The organism is Streptomyces sp. TE5632, assembly GCF_054061295.1.
Genome location: NZ_JBSSEA010000003.1, coordinates 4,491,197 through 4,507,756 on the forward strand (window position 1 = coordinate 4,491,197; position 16,560 = coordinate 4,507,756).

General features: G+C 72.3%; 11 protein-coding genes. 8 read left to right on the top strand and 3 right to left on the bottom strand.

All coding sequences use genetic code 11. From position 1 onward, the window contains the following. The first annotated feature begins 250 nt into the window (after nt 1–250). Complete coding sequence (locus ACVW19_RS25685) at nt 251–1,258, top strand: endonuclease domain-containing protein (protein WP_457462123.1); 1,008 nt, start codon at nt 251–253, stop codon at nt 1,256–1,258. Nucleotides 1,259–1,459: 201 nt separating this feature from the next. On the opposite strand, the gene ACVW19_RS25690 is transcribed toward ACVW19_RS25685, so the two are convergent. Next, nucleotides 1,460–2,341 (bottom strand): nitrilase-related carbon-nitrogen hydrolase, encoded by an 882-nt coding sequence (locus ACVW19_RS25690; RefSeq protein ID WP_457462125.1) that lies wholly within the window; start codon nt 2,339–2,341, stop codon nt 1,460–1,462. After that, nucleotides 2,338–3,786, bottom strand: a complete 1,449-nt coding sequence (locus tag ACVW19_RS25695; RefSeq protein ID WP_457462127.1) for a purine-cytosine permease family protein — start codon at nt 3,784–3,786, stop codon at nt 2,338–2,340. The genes ACVW19_RS25690 and ACVW19_RS25695 overlap by 4 nt, the downstream gene beginning before the upstream one ends. Nucleotides 3,787–4,012: 226 nt before the next feature. On the opposite strand from ACVW19_RS25695, the gene ACVW19_RS25700 reads away from it, so the two are divergent. The 3 genes from ACVW19_RS25700 to ACVW19_RS25710 all read left to right on the top strand — a co-directional run bounded on the left by ACVW19_RS25700 (nt 4,013) and on the right by ACVW19_RS25710 (nt 7,617). Next, nucleotides 4,013–4,597, top strand: coding sequence for a helix-turn-helix domain-containing protein (locus ACVW19_RS25700; protein ID WP_457462128.1), 585 nt, complete (start codon nt 4,013–4,015; stop codon nt 4,595–4,597). A gap of 174 nt (nt 4,598–4,771) precedes the next feature. Beyond that, nucleotides 4,772–6,382, top strand: a complete 1,611-nt coding sequence (locus ACVW19_RS25705; RefSeq protein WP_457462130.1) for a TIGR02677 family protein — start codon at nt 4,772–4,774, stop codon at nt 6,380–6,382. Beyond that, entirely contained in the window at nt 6,379–7,617 is a 1,239-nt protein-coding gene (locus ACVW19_RS25710) for a TIGR02678 family protein (protein WP_457462132.1), read from the top strand. The genes ACVW19_RS25705 and ACVW19_RS25710 overlap by 4 nt, the downstream gene beginning before the upstream one ends. Nucleotides 7,618–7,652: 35 nt before the next feature. Here ACVW19_RS25710 and ACVW19_RS25715 read toward each other — a convergent pair whose 3' ends face one another. Continuing rightward, the gene (locus ACVW19_RS25715) at nt 7,653–8,876 is read right to left on the bottom strand and encodes an RNA-guided endonuclease InsQ/TnpB family protein (RefSeq protein ID WP_457462134.1); all 1,224 of its coding nucleotides are present in this window, start codon (nt 8,874–8,876) and stop codon (nt 7,653–7,655) included. Nucleotides 8,877–8,890: 14 nt separating this feature from the next. On the opposite strand from ACVW19_RS25715, the gene ACVW19_RS25720 reads away from it, so the two are divergent. The 4 genes from ACVW19_RS25720 (at nt 8,891) to ACVW19_RS25735 (ending at nt 16,471) form a co-directional block, all read left to right on the top strand. Continuing rightward, nucleotides 8,891–9,049 (top strand): Arc family DNA-binding protein, encoded by a 159-nt coding sequence (locus ACVW19_RS25720; protein ID WP_457462136.1) that lies wholly within the window; start codon nt 8,891–8,893, stop codon nt 9,047–9,049. Nucleotides 9,050–9,133: 84 nt separating this feature from the next. After that, the gene (locus ACVW19_RS25725) at nt 9,134–13,360 is read left to right on the top strand and encodes a TIGR02680 family protein (protein ID WP_457462138.1); all 4,227 of its coding nucleotides are present in this window, start codon (nt 9,134–9,136) and stop codon (nt 13,358–13,360) included. Beyond that, nucleotides 13,351–14,724: a TIGR02679 family protein gene (locus ACVW19_RS25730; RefSeq protein WP_457462140.1), complete on the top strand. Its 1,374-nt coding sequence runs from the start codon at nt 13,351–13,353 to the stop codon at nt 14,722–14,724. Before ACVW19_RS25725 ends, ACVW19_RS25730 begins: the two co-directional genes overlap by 10 nt. Before the next feature lie 244 nt (nt 14,725–14,968). Beyond that, nucleotides 14,969–16,471 (top strand): AAA family ATPase, encoded by a 1,503-nt coding sequence (locus ACVW19_RS25735; protein ID WP_457462142.1) that lies wholly within the window; start codon nt 14,969–14,971, stop codon nt 16,469–16,471. The last annotated feature ends 89 nt before the right edge of the window (nt 16,472–16,560 follow it).

The following is a 16,560-nucleotide window of genomic DNA, read 5'->3' on the forward strand; positions in this document are numbered from 1 at the left end:
ACTGCCCGCGCCCCGGGCAGTCGCGCTGCCAGGTGGCGACGCCGCCTGCGGGCTCTGCCTGGCGCGACGTCAGGCCGATCGGACCGTGCCGCCTGCCTCCTGCCCGCGGCGGCCGACCGCCCGCTCCCGGCAGTCGTTCCGGACCCGCGTACTGCCCGCGGACTCCGCTGCCCCGGCCGGAGTACCGGCGGCCGACGCCGGTTATCCACAGGGGATGCGTGTTTGCCGGGCGGCGCCGGACACTTCCCTCGTGCAGGATCTGACACGACTCACCCGCGACGGCGTGCTGCTGACCGCCCACGCCCTGGCCGCCGGCTGGCCCGCTCGCAGGCTCACCCGGCGACTGCGCCGCGACGGCTGGCTTCCGTTGCACAGAGGTGCGTGGTCGGCGCCGGGCGTGACAGTGGACTGGCTGCTGCGTGTCCGCGGGATGCAGATACTGCGCCCCCACCTCGTCTGCAGTCACAGCACCGCCGCCGCGCTGCACCGCATCGAACTGCTAGGGAAGGGCCCCGGTTCCGCGCCACTGGAGTTCAGTACGACGTACCGCGGCTCGACCGACCAGCCCGCGGGCGTCCGCGTGCGGGTGGCGGCGTGCCTTGCCGACGATGACCGGACCGTACGGAAAGGGCTCGCCGTGACCACGCCCACGCGGACGATCGCCGACCTCCTGCGCGCCGGACCTCGCGACGACGACGCCGTCGTCGCCGCAGACTCCGCCCTCTCGCCCCGCCGAGTGGCGGGCGTGACCCGCCCGGCCCTGGTGACCCGGGCCGGTCTCGCGGCCGAACTCGTCCCGTCCCTGCACGGGGCGCAGCAGGCGCGGCGCTGGCTGCGCCTCACGGACCCGGCCGCCGGGTCACCGGCCGAGACGTACGCGCGCCTGCGGATGCACGACGCCGGGCTGTATCCGGCTTCCCAGGTGGAACTGCGCACTCAGGCAGGCCGCAGCCTCCGCCCGGACTTCCTCTTCCTCGCGGAGGGCCTGGTGGTCGAGATCGAGGGTTACGCCTTCCACGGCACACGTGAAGCCCACGCGCGGGACGCCCGGCGCTTCAACGAGCTGGCCACATGTGTGGGTGTCAGGCGGGTGTTGCGCTTCACCGCAGCGGAGGTCTTCCTCCGGCCGGAGGCCACGATCGCCACCATCCGCGCGGCGCTGGCTGACCTGGCTGGGGCGTCGGGCGCGCCCGGTTCCCCCGTCATGGGCACTACGGGCCGTTCGCACCGGGGCGAAAAGGACATCCCGGTGTCTTGAACTGCCGATGACTCGGAGAGGGGGTGCCCCTATCTGTTTCGTCAACCCCGGCGGGGTCGGCTTGTAGGGGTTGACCCTGTTTTTCGGGAACGTTCCGCGAAGCGGGGCGTTCCCGGTGGATCGGGTGCGTGCCGCACCACCGCCCGCCCGCGCTGCGAGCCGGCGCGGGCGGCTGCTGGACGACAGCCACCCGCGGCCGGGTTACGGCTGCTTCGGTCCGACACCCGCGTACAGTCCGGGACGCCGGTCCGCGTGCACGTCGTTGAGTTCGCTGATGGACTTGTCGCGCGCTTCGGCGAGGTCGAGCGTCGCGGTGACGATCGTCGCCTCGCCCAGGCGCAGCGCCGTCACCGGGTACCCGTCGGCGTCGACGATCACACTGCCGCCGAGCCACTCCTGTCCTCGTTCGACACCGGTGCGGTCGGCGACCGCGACGAACATGCGGTTGACCGAGGCGTCCGCCTGTACCCGGACGATCTCGCCGGGGCGCTCGCCCTCCGGTCGCGGGTACAGCGGCCAGTTCACCGGTCCGCACAGCAGTTCGGCCCCCTCGAGCGCCGCCCTGCGCACCCACTCGGGGAATTCGAGGTCGTAGCAGACCATCATCCCGATACGGCCGTACGGGGTGTCGACCACCGGCGGCGGCGCCGCACCCGGCGTGAAGCCCCGGGTCTTCTCGGCGTTCCACAGATGTGCCTTGCGGTACACGGCACGGAGTCCGGTCTCGTCGATCAGGACACTCGCGTTGTGTACCTGGCCGTCGGTGCCGAGTTCCGCGAAGCCGCTCACGATCACCAGCCGCAGCCGGGACGCCAGGGCCTCCCACTCCCTGATCGTCTCGCCGTCGACCGGCTCGGCCGTCGACCGCAGCTCCTCGAGGTCGTCGAAGACGTACCCCGAGTTGGCCAGCTCCGGCAGGACCACGACGTTCGCGCCCCGGTCCGCCGCGGACAGGACCGCCTCGCGGATCTGCTTCCGGTTCTCCGGTACGCGGCCGACCTGCGGCGCGAGCTGGCAGCAGGCGACCGTGACGGCAGATGCCTCGGTCATGGCCGGTGACGGCTGCGATGGGGTCGGGGTCATCGGTTCGATCCCTCCAGTTCGGCTTCGCCCTCCACGCGGGCGTCGGTCTCGGCACCGTGGTCGAGGTTGCGCGAGAAGACCAGATAGAGGATGCCGGAGACGAAGAGCCCGACGACGAACGAGAAGTCGGCCCCGCCGAGCAGCTCCGCGACCGGTCCCACGTAGAAGCTGGTCGAGAAGAACGGGATCATCGAGAGGAACCCGAGGAGGTACGCGAGCACACCCCGCCATGCCCAGCGCCCGTAGACGCCGTTCGGCTTCAGGATCTCCCCGATCGCGTACCGGCCGCGGCGCACGAAGTAGAAGTCGACGAGGTTGACCGAGGTCCACGGCACCAGGAAGTAGAGCATCAGCAGTACGAAGGTGGTGAAGCTGCCGATGTAGTTGTCGGGGATCAGCAGTGCGACGAGGAGCGAGCCGAGGCCGACCGCGGTGAGTCCGACGACGCGCAGCCGGACCGTCGGGCGGACCTTCTTGAAGCCGTCGACGGCGCTCGTTCCGGTCAGCATCGCTCCGTAGGCGTTGACCCCCATGATGGAGACCAGCGCGAGCACCGAAACGATCACGGCTATGGTGCCGAACCCGGGGAAGACCAGGTCACCGATCTGCTGCACCGCCAGGATCGGGTCGGGGTCCGGCAGATAGCTGGCCAGGATCGCGCCGAGCGACATCAGCCATACGGCGGAGCACGTGGCGCCGGCGTAGACCGAGCCGATCAGCTTCTTCGCGGGCGCGTTCGCCGGAAGGTAGCGGGTGTAGTCGGAGACGTACACCGAGTAGCTGATGTTGTACCCGGCGGCGAGCGAGATCTGCACCAGGAAGGCCGTGGTGTCCCAGCCCGCCGTGGCCGCCGGTGCGTCCACCGCGAGCGGCGTCGAGGAGAAGTGCACGATGGCCACGACCGTGATGATCGCGAACACGACGATGAGCAGATACGTCAGCCACCGCTGCACGAAGTGCAGCAGATCGTGCCCGACCACCGCGATGACGATCGACGCGGCGATGAGTACGGGGTACCAGAACAGCTTGGCGTCGGGCAGGACGAGTCCGATGCCCTGCGCCGCCAGGATCGTGTCGAAGACGAGGAAGCCGACGTAGACGAAGACGGTCGCCGCGAACGGCACGACGGCACCGCGGCTGCCGAACTGCGCACGCGACTGGATCATCTGCGGCAGGCCCATCCGGGGCCCCTGGTTGGCGTGGAACGCCATGAAGAAGGTGCCGAAACCGACGCCGAGCACCACGGCGAGCACGCTGAATCCGAGACTCAGCCCCATGGCGGGTCCGACGAAGCCGGTGACCATGGTCGGCAGCACGAAGTTGCCGGTGAACCAGAACGGCCCCTGATGCCACACCTTGCCGTGGCGCTCGGATGCGGGGACGTAGTCGATCGAGTGCTGCTCGATCACACCTTCGCGACGGGTCGCGGTCTCGGGCGAAGACATGGCGATCCTCTCAGGGCAAGCGGGCTGCGGGGCTGATGCCGGTGTCGGGAGGGCCCAAGGGGGCTTCGACGGGGTTCATCGGAACCCTCCGGTTCTCCACTCGGAAAAGTCACCTATACGAAACAGATGATGCATATTAGGCAACCTGTAAGTCCCGGTAGTCTGACCTGCGCCCACCCCACTGTCAAGGTCCGCCGACAGGTCGATCGTTCACTGCGAGGACTCCATGAAGGCGCTGCATCCGAAGCCGTCCGCGCTCCCGGTCCGCGTCGGCGCGCGCCTGCGGGCCTGCCGCAAGGCGCAGGGCCTCACCATCGAACAGGTCGCGGCGGCCACCAGCCTGACCAGGGGATTCATCAGCCGCGTCGAGCGGGACGAGACCTCACCGAGCGTCGCCACCCTGGTCACGCTCTGCCAGGTCCTGTCGCTGCCGGTGGGGTCACTCTTCGAGGACGCCGACACCGAGGTGATACGCCTGGGCGACGCGCCCCAGATCAACATGGGTGGCCGCGGGGTCCTCGACCGCATGGTCACCCCGCGCGGCCAGTCGAAGGTCCAGGTGCTGCGCTCGCGCCTCGACGCCGGCGCGAACGGCGGAGACGACCTCTACACGATCAACTGCGACGTGGAGGTCATACACGTCATCGAGGGAGAGGTCACCGTGCTCTTCACGGGCCGCACCGAGACTCTGACGGCCGGTGACACCCTCACCTTCTCCGGCCGCGAACCCCACAACTGGCGCAACAGCGGCGACTCGGTCGCCGAGGTGCTCTGGACGTTCGTCCCCGCCCCGTGGAGCGGCTCGCGCTAGCCCGCCGAGTAGCCACCGGCGATAACTGCACCGGGCGCGATCGCTGCTCTTCGTCGCGGCGACCCGCGCCCGTGACGCATTCGCCATCACCTGGCACGGCGAGCCGAGCCGCTTTCTGGCGCGTGTTCACGACTCTCATGTGAGGTCGTGAAGGGGATGGAAGAATGTGCCGAGATGACCCCCGCCGACTACGCCCCCTTCGCTCACCTCACCGTCCCCAACGCACCCCTCTACCGTCAGTTGATGCGCGCCTTCCTCGCCGCCAAGGAGCGGTTCGCGGTGCATCTGCGGCCGGAGGACGTGTACGCCGCCCTGGACGCGGGGAGCCGGCCCGCCGACGTCGAGGCGGTGACGCAGGCGCTGGACAAGCTCGTGGAGTGGGGCAATCTGCGGGCCGACCCGGACCACGCGCGGGTGACGGCGGTGGAGGACTTCTACCGCCGGCGGTTCATCTACCAGCTCACCCGGGCCGGTGAGGCCGCCGAGGCGGCGCTGGGGACGTACGACGAGGTGCTGGGGCGGCGCGGCGAGCTCCAGGCGGTCGCGCTGCACGACATCGTCACGCAGCTGCGGGCGCTCCTGGTGATCGCCGCGGAGGACGAGCCCGACCCGGCCAAGACGTACGTCGCCCTGTCCGTGCTGACGGCGCGCTTCACCGACCTCGCGGACAACGCCCGCGCCTTCATGGGATCTCTCCAGCGCACCATCGACCTGCACGACATCGAGGTCGAGGCGTTCCTCGCGTACAAGGACCGGCTGATCCAGTACCTGGAGCGGTTCATCCAGGACCTCATCACCCTCGGCGGGCGGATCGCCCTGCTGATCGGGGAGCTGGAGGAGCGGGGGAGCGTGAAGCCGCTGCTCTCGCTCGCCGCCGCCCGCGAAGCCGTAGACGCCACCCCGGAGGACGCCGGGCGCGCTCAGGCGGTGGCGTACGAGCGGTGGGCCGCCCGGTGGTCCGGGCTCGCCGAGTGGTTCGTGTCGGGGGAGGGGCGGGAGTCGCAGGCCCGGCTGCTGCGCGGGCGGGCGCTCGGTGCGATCCCGCAGCTCCTGGCCGTCGTACGGCAGCTCAACGAGCGGCGGGCCGGGCGTTCGGACCGCTCGGCCGACTTCCGCACCCTGGCGCGCTGGTTCGCCCAGGCGCCGGACGACGCGGCGCGGCACCGACTGTGGCGGGTGGCGTTCGGGCTGCACTCCTCGCGGCACCTCACCGTCGACGCCGACACCCTGGCCGAACGGACGGCCTCCCCGGAGCCGGCCTCCACTCCGTGGGGCGAGGCGCGACCGCTGCGGATCAGCCCTCAGCTGCGCCGCACCGGCAGCTACGAACGGCGCGGCAAACCGCGCAAGGTGGCCGACCGGGGCGAGGCGAAGCGCAGGCTCGCCGAGATCGCCGCCCGGCAGACGGAGGAGACCCGGCGGGCACGGGACCGGCTCGTGACGGGCGGGCCGGTGCGGCTGTCCCGGCTCGGCGAACTCGACCCGCTCGCTTTCCAGTTGTTCCTGCGGTTGCTCGGTGACGCGCTCGCCACCTGGCGGCCGGACACGATCACCACCGCGGCCACCAGCGGGGACGGTTCGATGGAGATCCGGCTGACCGCGCTCGACGACGAAGCGAGGGCCGAAGTACGCACACCGGACGGGGTGTTCAGCGGTCCCGACCACCTGATCGACATCGTCGACCTCACGGTGGGGCACGGCGACCGCGCCGCACCCGGCCTCGTCCCCGTTCCCATACCCGCCCCACGGGAGGACACCTCCCCCCGGCTCACGGAGGACCGATGAGCAGCGGCCCCCTCGCCGAGGTCCTGGACGGCCAGCGCCAGGCCGACCTGCAGAAGGCCGCACGCGCCCTGCTGAAGGAGCCGCTGCTCACCGCCGACGGGCCGTACGCCGACGCGTTCCGGCTGGTGCGCCGGCACGCCGCCGAGCTGCGGGAGTGGTTCGAGCGCAACGTCGGCTGGACGCTGCGCACGGACGCCGACGCCGCCCGGCTGCGCAAGACGCCTGGCACCCTCACCGACGCCACGCACCCGGCGCGCGAGGCCGCCCGCAGCGCCCTGCCCTTCACCCGTCGCCGCTACGTCCTGCTCTGTCTGGCCCTGGCCGCGCTGGAACGGGGCGAGTCGCAGGTGGCGCTCGGGCGCCTCGCCGAACAGGTCGTGCTGGCCGCCGCCGATCCCGAACTCGTGGCCGCCGGCATCACGTTCACTCTGGAGCGGCGCGACGAGCGCCTCGACCTCGCGGCCGTCGTCCGCCTGCTGCTGCGGCTCGGGGTGCTGCGGCGGGTGGCCGGCGATGAGGACGCCTACGTCAGCGGATCGGGCGACGTGCTGTACGACGTGCGGCGGCGCGTGCTGGCCGGGATGCCGGCGTCCCTGCGGGGCCCCTCCATGGTCGAGGCCGAGGGCTTCGAGGAACGTCTGACGGAGATGACCGCGCGGACCGCGCTCGACAGCGACGAGCTCAGGTTCCGGGCGATCCGCTGGAAGCTGACCCGCGTCCTCCTGGACGACCCGGTGCTCTACTACGACGACCTCGCCGACGACGAACTGGCCTACCTCACCCGGCAGCGTGGCTTCATCACCGCGCGCATCAACGAACTGACCGGACTGGTACCGGAGGTCCGGGCCGAGGGCGTCGCCATGGTCGACCCCCTGGACGACCTCACGGACGTGCGCATGCCGGAGCAGGGCACCCACGGCCACATCACCCTGCTGCTGGCCGGGCACCTGGCACGGGCGGGCAGGCCGGTCGAACCGGCGGAACTGGAGGCCAGGGTGCGGGAACTGGCCGTGGAACACGGCGGGTTCTGGTCCAAGTCGGCGCGGGAGCCGGGAGCGGAACCCGAACTCGTCGAGAAGGCGCTGACCAAGCTGGTGGCGCTGGGACTCGCCGAGCGCACGGAGCGGGGCGTCGTCCCGCGGCCGGCCCTCGCGCGGTACGCGGTCGGTGAGCCCGTCGTGAGGGAACTCGGACGGGCCCGCCGGCCTTTCACGACCATGCAGGACGAAAGTTGACATCCTCCCCTCCCTGGAGGGAGGGGATTCCTGGCTCAGGCCGCCTCCGGGAGCAGCGCTCCCGAAGGTCTTACGCCCTCGACACCAGCCGGGTTGAGACCTGCCCGGACCAGCATCACGCGGGCGGAGTTCTTGTCCCTGGGGGACACGGCTCCACATGTGGTGCAGGTGTAGGTACGTTCCGAAAGAGGAGGTGCGTGCTTGGTTCTCGCTCCGCACGATGCGCAGTCCATGGTGGTGTGCGCGGGGTGCACGAGGCGGATGTCCCGCCCGTGCTTGCGGCCCATCTCGAGCAGGGCCTGCTTGGTGGCGCCGATGGCGGCGTCGGCCGCCTTGCGGGCCATGGTGGTCTTGGCGAGGAACTTCGGCCGGAAGTCCTCCACCGCGATGGCGTCGTGATCGCGCACCACTTGCTTGGCCCACTTACGGGCGGTGTCCGCTCGCTGCCGGGCGACCTTCTTGGAGACCTGCGCGGCCTGCCGTTGTGCCTTCCGGTAGCCCTTGGACGCGGCCTGCCCCCTGGCGGGGCGGCGGCGGGCCATCATCCGCTGATAGCGGGCGAGACGCTGCGCGGCCCGCTTGCCGTGTTCGGCGTGCGGGAGGTCGTGCGCGTCCGAGGTGGTGGTGGCGGTCTCCCTGACGCCCCAGTCGATGCCGAGCACGGCGCCGGTGGCGGGGAGCGGTTGCACCTGGGCGGTGACGACGAACGACGCGTACCAGTGGCCGAGGCTGTCCCGGTACACCCGCACCGACGACGGCGCGGACGGCAGTTCCCGCGACCACACCACCGTCACGGCGATGCCGCCCGCGAGGTGCAGACGGCCGCCCTTGAGGCGGAACCCGCGGGTGGTGTAGTTCAGCGTCGGCTCAGCGTCACGCTTGCGCTTGTGTCGGGGCATGCCCGCGCACTGCCTGACCGGCAGACGGCGTTCGATGTCCTTCAGGGCCTTGGAGCGGGACGTGGCGAAGTCCCGGATCGTCTGCTGCTGCGGGACGCTCGCGCCACCCCGCAGCCACGGCTGCTTGCTGCGAGCCTTGGTCAGCATCCTGTCGAGCTGCGCCGGACCGCACGTCAGCCTGTCGCCGGGGTGGGCCTTGTTGTGGGCTTGCACCTGCCGGGACTTGGCGACGCATTCGTTCCACACCCATCGGCAGCGGCCCCACTCGGCAAGGAGCGCGGTGCGGGCGGTCGACGACACGCGAAGCCGATAGGTGTACCGGGCGTGCCCGGCATCCTTGGCCATCCGTGGCATCGTCATGGCATCATTTTAGCATGGCCGATGAGAAAAGAATCTCCCTCCGACTCCCCACCGACCTGCACGCACGGCTGGTTGAACAGGCTCGTGCGGACCGGCGGTCCCTCAACTCCGAGATCATCCACCTGCTTGAGGTCGCCCTCACCAACACGGGTGGAGACGACCCGTCACCCTGACGGCGATTCACCTTTCCCCACCCTGCTCCGCAGGGGTCCGATTCCTCCCCGGCCTGAAGTCCGGGGCATCCTCGGAGGTACCCGGTGAACCACCCCGTGACCGCGCTCCCGAACCCCGCCCCCGGCCGGTGGCGCCCCCTGCGCATCGGACTCGTCGATCTCTTCCACTACGACGTCGAGGAGTTCTGGTTCCGCGACGGCCGGCTGCTGCTGCGCGGCAACAACGGCACCGGCAAGTCGAAGGTGCTCGCCCTCACCCTGCCGTTCCTCCTGGACGGCGACCTCTCCGCCCGCCGCGTCGAGCCCGACGGCGACCCGGGCAAGCGCATGGAGTGGAACCTGCTCCTGGGCGGCGCGCACCCGCACCCGGAACGCCTCGGCTACACCTGGATCGAGTTCGGACGGTCCGACGAGAACACGGGTGAGGCGCATTTCCGCACCCTGCTGTGCGGGCTGAAGGCAGTCGCCGGACGCGGCATAGCCCGCCACTGGTTCGCGGTGACGGACCAGCGGATCGGCGCCGGTCTCGACCTGCTGGACGCCACCCGGACGGCGCTGTCCCGGGACCGGCTCGCGGAGGCCGTCGGCAGCCACGGCATGGTGTACGACACGGCGAAGACGTACCGCAGAGCCGTCGACGAAGCGCTCTTCGGGCTCGGGGAGCGGCGCTACGGTGCCCTCGTCGACCTCCTGATCCAGCTGCGCCAGCCCCAGCTGTCCAAGCGCCCGAGCGAGGCCGCCCTGTCCCGGGCGCTGACCGAGGCGCTGCCGCCGATGGACCAGGCGGTCGTCGCCGACGCGGCGGAGGCGTTCCGGTCGCTGGACGAGGAGAAGGAGGAACTGCGGGCGGCCCGCGAGGCCGAACAGGCCTCCTCGGTGTTCCTCGACCACTACCGGCGCTACGCCCGCCTCGCCTCCCGGCGCCGAGCCCGCCTGCCCCGCCGCGAACACGCCCGGTACGAGAACCTGCAGCGGGAACTCTCCAAGGCGCAGGCGGACCGGGACCGGGCCGCGGCGGACCGGGAGGAGGCCCGGGCGAGGGGCGCCGCCCTCGACGAGCGGGCCGCGCGGCTGGCCGCCCAGGAAGCCACGCTCCGCTCCCGGCCCGAGATGCGCGACGCCCGCGCGCTCGACCGGGCGGCGGACGACGCCTCCCGCACGGCCGGGGAGCTGAAGCGGGCCGAGGCGGACCGGCGTACGGCAGCCGAGGCGCACACCCGGGCCCTTGGCCGGCTCGCCACCGCGGACAACCGGCTCACGGCCGCCCGGGAAGCACTGGACGACATCCTGGACCGGGTGGCCGAGAGCGCCGCAGCCGCCCGGCTCGACGTCCCCAGGACGGGGGGAGCCCCCGACGCGGTCCTGCGGAAGGAGGCGGACGAGGCGACGGCGAGCAGGCGGCGCGCCGTCGAGTACGTGGCGCAGCTCGCCGCGCAGGCCGAGCGGGCGGAGGAACAGCACCGGGCCGCTCGGCTGCGCGCCGACGAGGCCGACGAGGAGGCCGTGCACGCCGAGGAGCGGCTGGCCGAGGCGGAGGAGAGCGTCGCCCGGGCGGGGCGGGCGCTGGTCACGGCCGTACGGGAGCACCTTGCCGGGTGCGGGGAACTGCGGGTGCCCGGACTGCCGGGGATCCTGGACGCGATACAGGACTGGGCGACCTCCCTGGACGGCCCGCTGCCGGCCCGTACGGCGGCGACCGAGGCACATCGCACCGCCGCCTCCCGCCTGGCCGACCGGGCGGCCCTGCTGGCCCACCGCGAGGAGGCGGCGGCGGAGCGGCAACGGCTGGCGACCGAGGAACTGACCGCCCTCGAAAGGGGCGGGGAGCGAGGCCCGGCGGCTCCTCACACCCGCACCCCCGGGGTACGGGACCGGGGCCCCGGCGCTCCGCTGTGGCGGCTCGTCGACTTCCGCCCGCACGTCCCCGAGACCGAACGCGCGGGACTGGAAGCCGCGTTGGAGGCGTCGGGGCTCCTCGACGCCTGGGTGCGTCCGGACGGCTCCGCGGTCCTGGCGGACGGCCACGACGTGCGGCTCGACCCGGTCGGGCTACTCGGCGGGGCCGGCCTCGACCGCGTGCTGTGCCCGGCGGTCGACCCCGCGGACACGGGGGCCGCCGCGGTGGGGGAGGAGACGGTCGCGCGTCTGCTCGCCTCGATCGGGCTGGCCGCGGGCGGCGGCGACGGGCCCGGGGAGACCTCCTGGGAGGCCGGCGGCCACGACACCTGGGTCTGCGCGGACGGGCGCTTCCGCGTCGGGGCGCTCACCGGAAGCTGGGCCAAGGACAGCGCCCAGTACGTGGGGGAGGGCGCCCGGGAACAGGCACGTCGCGTCCGGATCGCGGAAGTGCGCACCGAGATCGACGACCTGGCGGCGGAGCGCGAACGACTGACCGAGGAGGCCCGCGCCGTGGCCGGGCGCCGTGCCGTGCTGGACGCCGAACTCGCCGCGCTGCCGGGCGACGACGATCTGCGGCACGCCCACGCAGGCGTCACCGCCGCGACCGACACGGCCCGCCGTGCCCGCGCCCGGCGGGACGAACGGGCCGCGGAACTGGCTCCGGCGGCGGACCGGGCCGACCGTGCGACGGCCGAACTCGCCGACACCGCGGCCGCCCTGAACCTCCCCACCGACCGCACGGCACTGGGCGCCGTGCGCCAGGCGCTCGCCGACCACACCGCCCTCCTGGCGGCCCTGTGGCCCGCACTGCGCGAACGCACGGAGGCCGAACGCGCGGTGACCGGCGAGCAGGAGGAGACCAGCCGGGCCGAACTCCTCGTCTTCGAACTCGCGGAGCGTACGACACAGGCGGCCCGGGTGGCCGCCGCGGCGGACGAACACCTCACGACGCTCCGCTCCACCGTCGGAGCGGCCGTCGCCGAACTCCAGCGGCACCTGGAGGAGACGGCCGAGGCGGTCCGGGTCTGCGCGCACGAACAGGATCAGGCCCGGGCGGAGTACGGGGACGCCGACCGGCGGGCCAGCCGCGCCGAGGGACGCATCGAGCGGCTCGCCGAGGACGTCACCGAGGCGACCGCCGCACGTGAGGAAGCCGTCGCGGCGCTCCAGCGGTTCGCCGCGACGGGACTGCTCGCCGTCGCGCTGCCCGACCTCGCCGTACCGGACGACGGCGGAGGGCCGTGGGCGGCGACCCCCGCCATCGCCCTCGCACGGTCCTTGGAGTCCCAACTCTCCTCGGTCGACGACACCGACGCGGCCTGGGAGCGCGTGCAGAAACGGCTGAGCGAGGAGTTCGGCAGGCTCCAGGACGCACTCTCGCGGCACGGCCACACCGCCACCGCCCGCCCGAGCGAGGACGGCATGCGGGTCGACATCGTCTACCAGGGCCGGGAACGGGCCGTGCCCGAACTCGCCGAGGCACTGGCGGTGGAGGTCGCGGAACTGACCCGCATCCTGTCCGCACACGAGCGCGAGATCCTCCAGACCCATCTGATCACCGAGGTCGCCGGCACGCTCCAGGAACTGATCGGGGCGGCCGAACGGCAGGTGGCCGCCATGAACAGGGAGTTGGAGGAGCGCCCGACCTCCACGGGGATGAGGCTGCGGCTGGTGTGGAGGGCGTCCCGCCGGGCCCCGCAGGGGCTGGCCCGGGCCCGTGAGCGGCTGCGCCAGTCCGCCGACGCCTGGTCACCCGAGGACCGGGCCGCGGTCGGCGCGTTCCTCCAGGAACAGATCGCCCGCCGGCAGGCCGACGACAGCGCCGGCAGCTGGCTGGAGGACCTCACCGCCGCCCTCGACTACCGGGCCTGGCACGAGTTCGGCGTCGAACGCCACCAGCACGGCAAGTGGGTGCCGGCCACCGGGCCCGCCTCGGGCGGGGAGCGGGTCCTGGCCGCGTCCGTGCCCCTGTTCGCCGCCGCGTCCTCCCACTACGCGAGCGCGGGCGGCGCGCACGCCCCGCGCCTGGTCACCCTGGACGAGGCGTTCGCCGGCGTCGACGACGACTCGCGCGCCAAGTGCCTCGGTCTGCTGCGCGCCTTCGACCTCGACGTCGTCATGACCAGCGAGCGCGAATGGGCCTGCTACCCCCAGGTACCGGGCATCGCCATCGCCCAGCTCTCCCGCGTCGACGACATCGACGCCGTGCTGGTGACGCGGTGGGAGTGGGACGGCGGCGAACGGCGGCGCGGCACGGAGCCCGGCGCACGGGCGGACGCGTCGAGGCCGGCTCCCCTCGCCGACGGCCTAGGCGAGGCGGCCGAGGGACCGGTGGGTTTCCCCGGTGAGCCCGGGGGGACCGGCGCCGGAAGCGCCGGAAGCGCCGGAAGTCAGGAGTCCTGGTGGACGTGAACCCTGCGGCGAATCCGTCCGCCCGCGACGGTCGTGTTCCCCCGGTCCGTGCGGCGGCCGTACGGGAGACCCCGGTGGACGGCACCGTCGCGGACACGGCGCCGGCCGTGCCGCCGGAGGCCGGGGACCGGGCCGGCATCGACATCGGGCGTCTCGGCCGTCTGCTCGGGGACCCCGGCCTCGCCTGGCTCGTGGACCGCGCCCGGCAGCGGATGACCCGTGGGCGGCCGCTCACCGGCTCCGTCACCCTGTCCGACCCCGACGCGTCCCAACGTCAGGCCGTCGAGCGCCTGTTGGGTCGGGCGCCACGAGCAGGCGGTTCTCTGAGCGTCCGCCTCGACACCGTGGACGCGGTCCTGCGCCGCTCCGGTGTCAGCCCCGACGGACTGGCGGCCGCCGTGGTGGTCCTCACCGGCCCCGTCCCCCTCCGTGCGGAGACACGGGACAGGGAAGAACGGGCCTGGGCGGAGGCGTACGCCCCGCTCGACACCCTCGGTGCCGGACTGGTGCCCTGGGCCGAGCGGGTCCGCGGGGACGGTCTCGTACGGCGCCTCGCCCGTACACCGCAAGCCGCGGGCTCCCTGGTGCAGGCTGCAGTGCGCGCGTTGCGCGCGCTGCCTGCGTCACCCCCGATCTCGCGAGCGACGTTCGCGGCACGGAACCTTTCGGGCGCTCACGCACTGGATGAGGGGAGGCCGCTCGCCACTCTCGTCCTGTCCGGCATCCGTTCTCTCACCGGCTTCCCCGACGGCTCCGGTGCGCAGTGGCTGCGGGAGGCATGGGCCTCGGCGGGGCTGCTCAAGGACGACGTGTCATCGACCGTTCTCACCCTCAACCTGCGCGGTACTCCAGCCCTCGACTGGACGGCCGACGCGGGGGAGCCGGCGGTGCTGACGCTCCGCTCCCTCACCCGTGGCGCACCGGTTGTCGCCGTTCCGGTGACGGGAACCGTCCACATCTGCGAGAACCCGGCTGTGCTGTCCGCCGCCGCCGACACCCTCGGCCCGGCATGCCCGCCCATGGTGTGCCTCCAGGGGCAACCGTCGGCCGCCGCTCTCACCTTGTTGCGCGACCTGTCCATGCGGGGAGCCGGCCTTCTCTACCACGGCGATTTCGACTGGGGCGGGGTACGCATCGCCGCAGCGCTGGCGGGAAACGTCCCTTGGCGGCCGTGGCGCTACGAGGCCGTCCACTACCGGGCAGCAGTGGCCGCGGTGGCCGAAGCCCCGGACCTGACGGGCCCGCCCGCCGAGACTCCCTGGGACCCTGACCTGGCCGTCGCTCTCGTCGAGCACGGTGTCCGGGTCGAGGAGGAAGCGGTGCTGGACGACCTGCTCGCGGACCTCGGGTCAGGGTCCCGTTGAGGTGCGTCCCCCACGTGTGGCGGGCACGGAATCCTACGCGTACCGAGCCGATGGCGACCGGAGCTCTGTCGTCCTGGGGATCATGACGCCCGTAACAGCCTTGTCGGGGAGTCGCTGACGTGGCTCTGAGGCGATCACCGCGAGTGACCCCTGCTGCCAGACGGCAGGAAAGTCGGGATGGACGGATTCTGTCTAAGTAGACTTAGACGGAATCATGGTCGATCCAGGCTGATGGGGAGTTCCGGTGAACGAGAGCGTGCTTGCCAAGCCCGAGGACGTGGTCGACCGTGATCGTGAGTGGGGCCTGCTCACCGAGTTCGTCACGGACCCGGATCCGGCGATGCGCCTGGGGATCGTGTCGGGGCGCAGGCGGCACGGGAAGTCGTATCTTCTGCAGGCGCTGTCGGAGCGGGTCGGGGGTCTGTACGTCACCGCGGTGCGGGAGGAAGGACGGCTGCCGGCGATTCAGCGGTTCAGTGATGCCATCGCGGCTCACGCCGGTCTGCAGCCCGGCACGCTGCGGTTGACCGACTGGCGTGAGGTCCTGTCCAACGCCCTTGACGTCACCGCGCGTTCGCGGACTCCGCTGCTGGTGATCGACGAGTTGCCGTATCTCCTCCAGCACTCTCCGGAGATCCCCGGTTTGCTTCAACAGCTCTACGACGAGCGTCAGCGCGGCACCGGTTCGGATCCAGGGCCCCGGCTGATCCTGTGTGGGTCCGCGATGAGCGTCATGCACGAACTACTGTCGGGAACCAAGCCGTTGCGCGGCCGTGCGGTGATCGATCTGCGGCTGGGGGCCTTCGACTACCGGGCCAGCCGTGTGTTCTGGCAGATCGAGGACCCGCTGACCGCCCTGCAGGTGCACGCCGTCCTCGGTGGCGCTCCCGGTTACCGGCCGGTGGCGGCCCGCCCGCACCCGAGCGACGGCTTCGCCGCCTGGCTGGCGCGGACGCTGCTGGACCCGGGTCGGGCGGTGTACTCGCGCACGGAGACGGAGTATCTGCTGCGTGAGGATCCGCGGATCACCCAGCACACCCTCTACTACGACATCCTCACCGCGATCGCCCGGGGCGCCACCACCCCCACCAAGATCGGCGCGGCCCTGGAACGGCAGCGCAACGCCGTCACCCACCCGCTCGACGTCCTGGAGTCCACCGGCTACATCCAGCGCGAGCAGGACATCCTGCGCCCCCGCCACCCCGTCATCACCCTGACCGACCCCGTCATCCGCTTCAATCAGCTGATCACCCTGCCGCAGGCGGCCACCGTCGAACAGGGCTTCGCCGAAGAGGCGTGGCAGGCCGCCGCGCCGACCTTCAACTCCAAGATCCTCGGCCCGCACTTCGAGGACCTCGCCCGCGCCTTCACCCGCCGCTACGCCCACACCCTGCTTCCCGGCGGCCTGCCCGGTCCGGTCGGCACCACCGAGGTGGCGGACCCGGCGGCCCGCACCAAGCACGAGGTGGACGTCATCGCCCTGGCCCTGGGCGAGCGCCCGCAGGCTCCACGTGCCAGGATCGCCCTCCTCGGCGAGGCCAAGGCCACCGCCGCCCGTCGCGGCACCGGCGACCTGCAGCGCCTGGAGCGCATCCGCACCCTGCTCGCCGACCAGGGCCACGACACCACGGGCACCACCCTGGCCCTGTTCTCCCTGCACGGCTTCCACCCGGACCTGGTCGAGTCCGCGGCCGACCGTGACGATCTGCTCCTGGTCGACCTGGCGACTCTCTACGGGGTCGGGTAGCCACCTGCCGCGGAGTCGGCGGAAGCCATGTTCGCCGGGGGGTCCCGGTGCCATGCGTCCCGCCCGCGGACGCAGCAGATGGGGGTCTT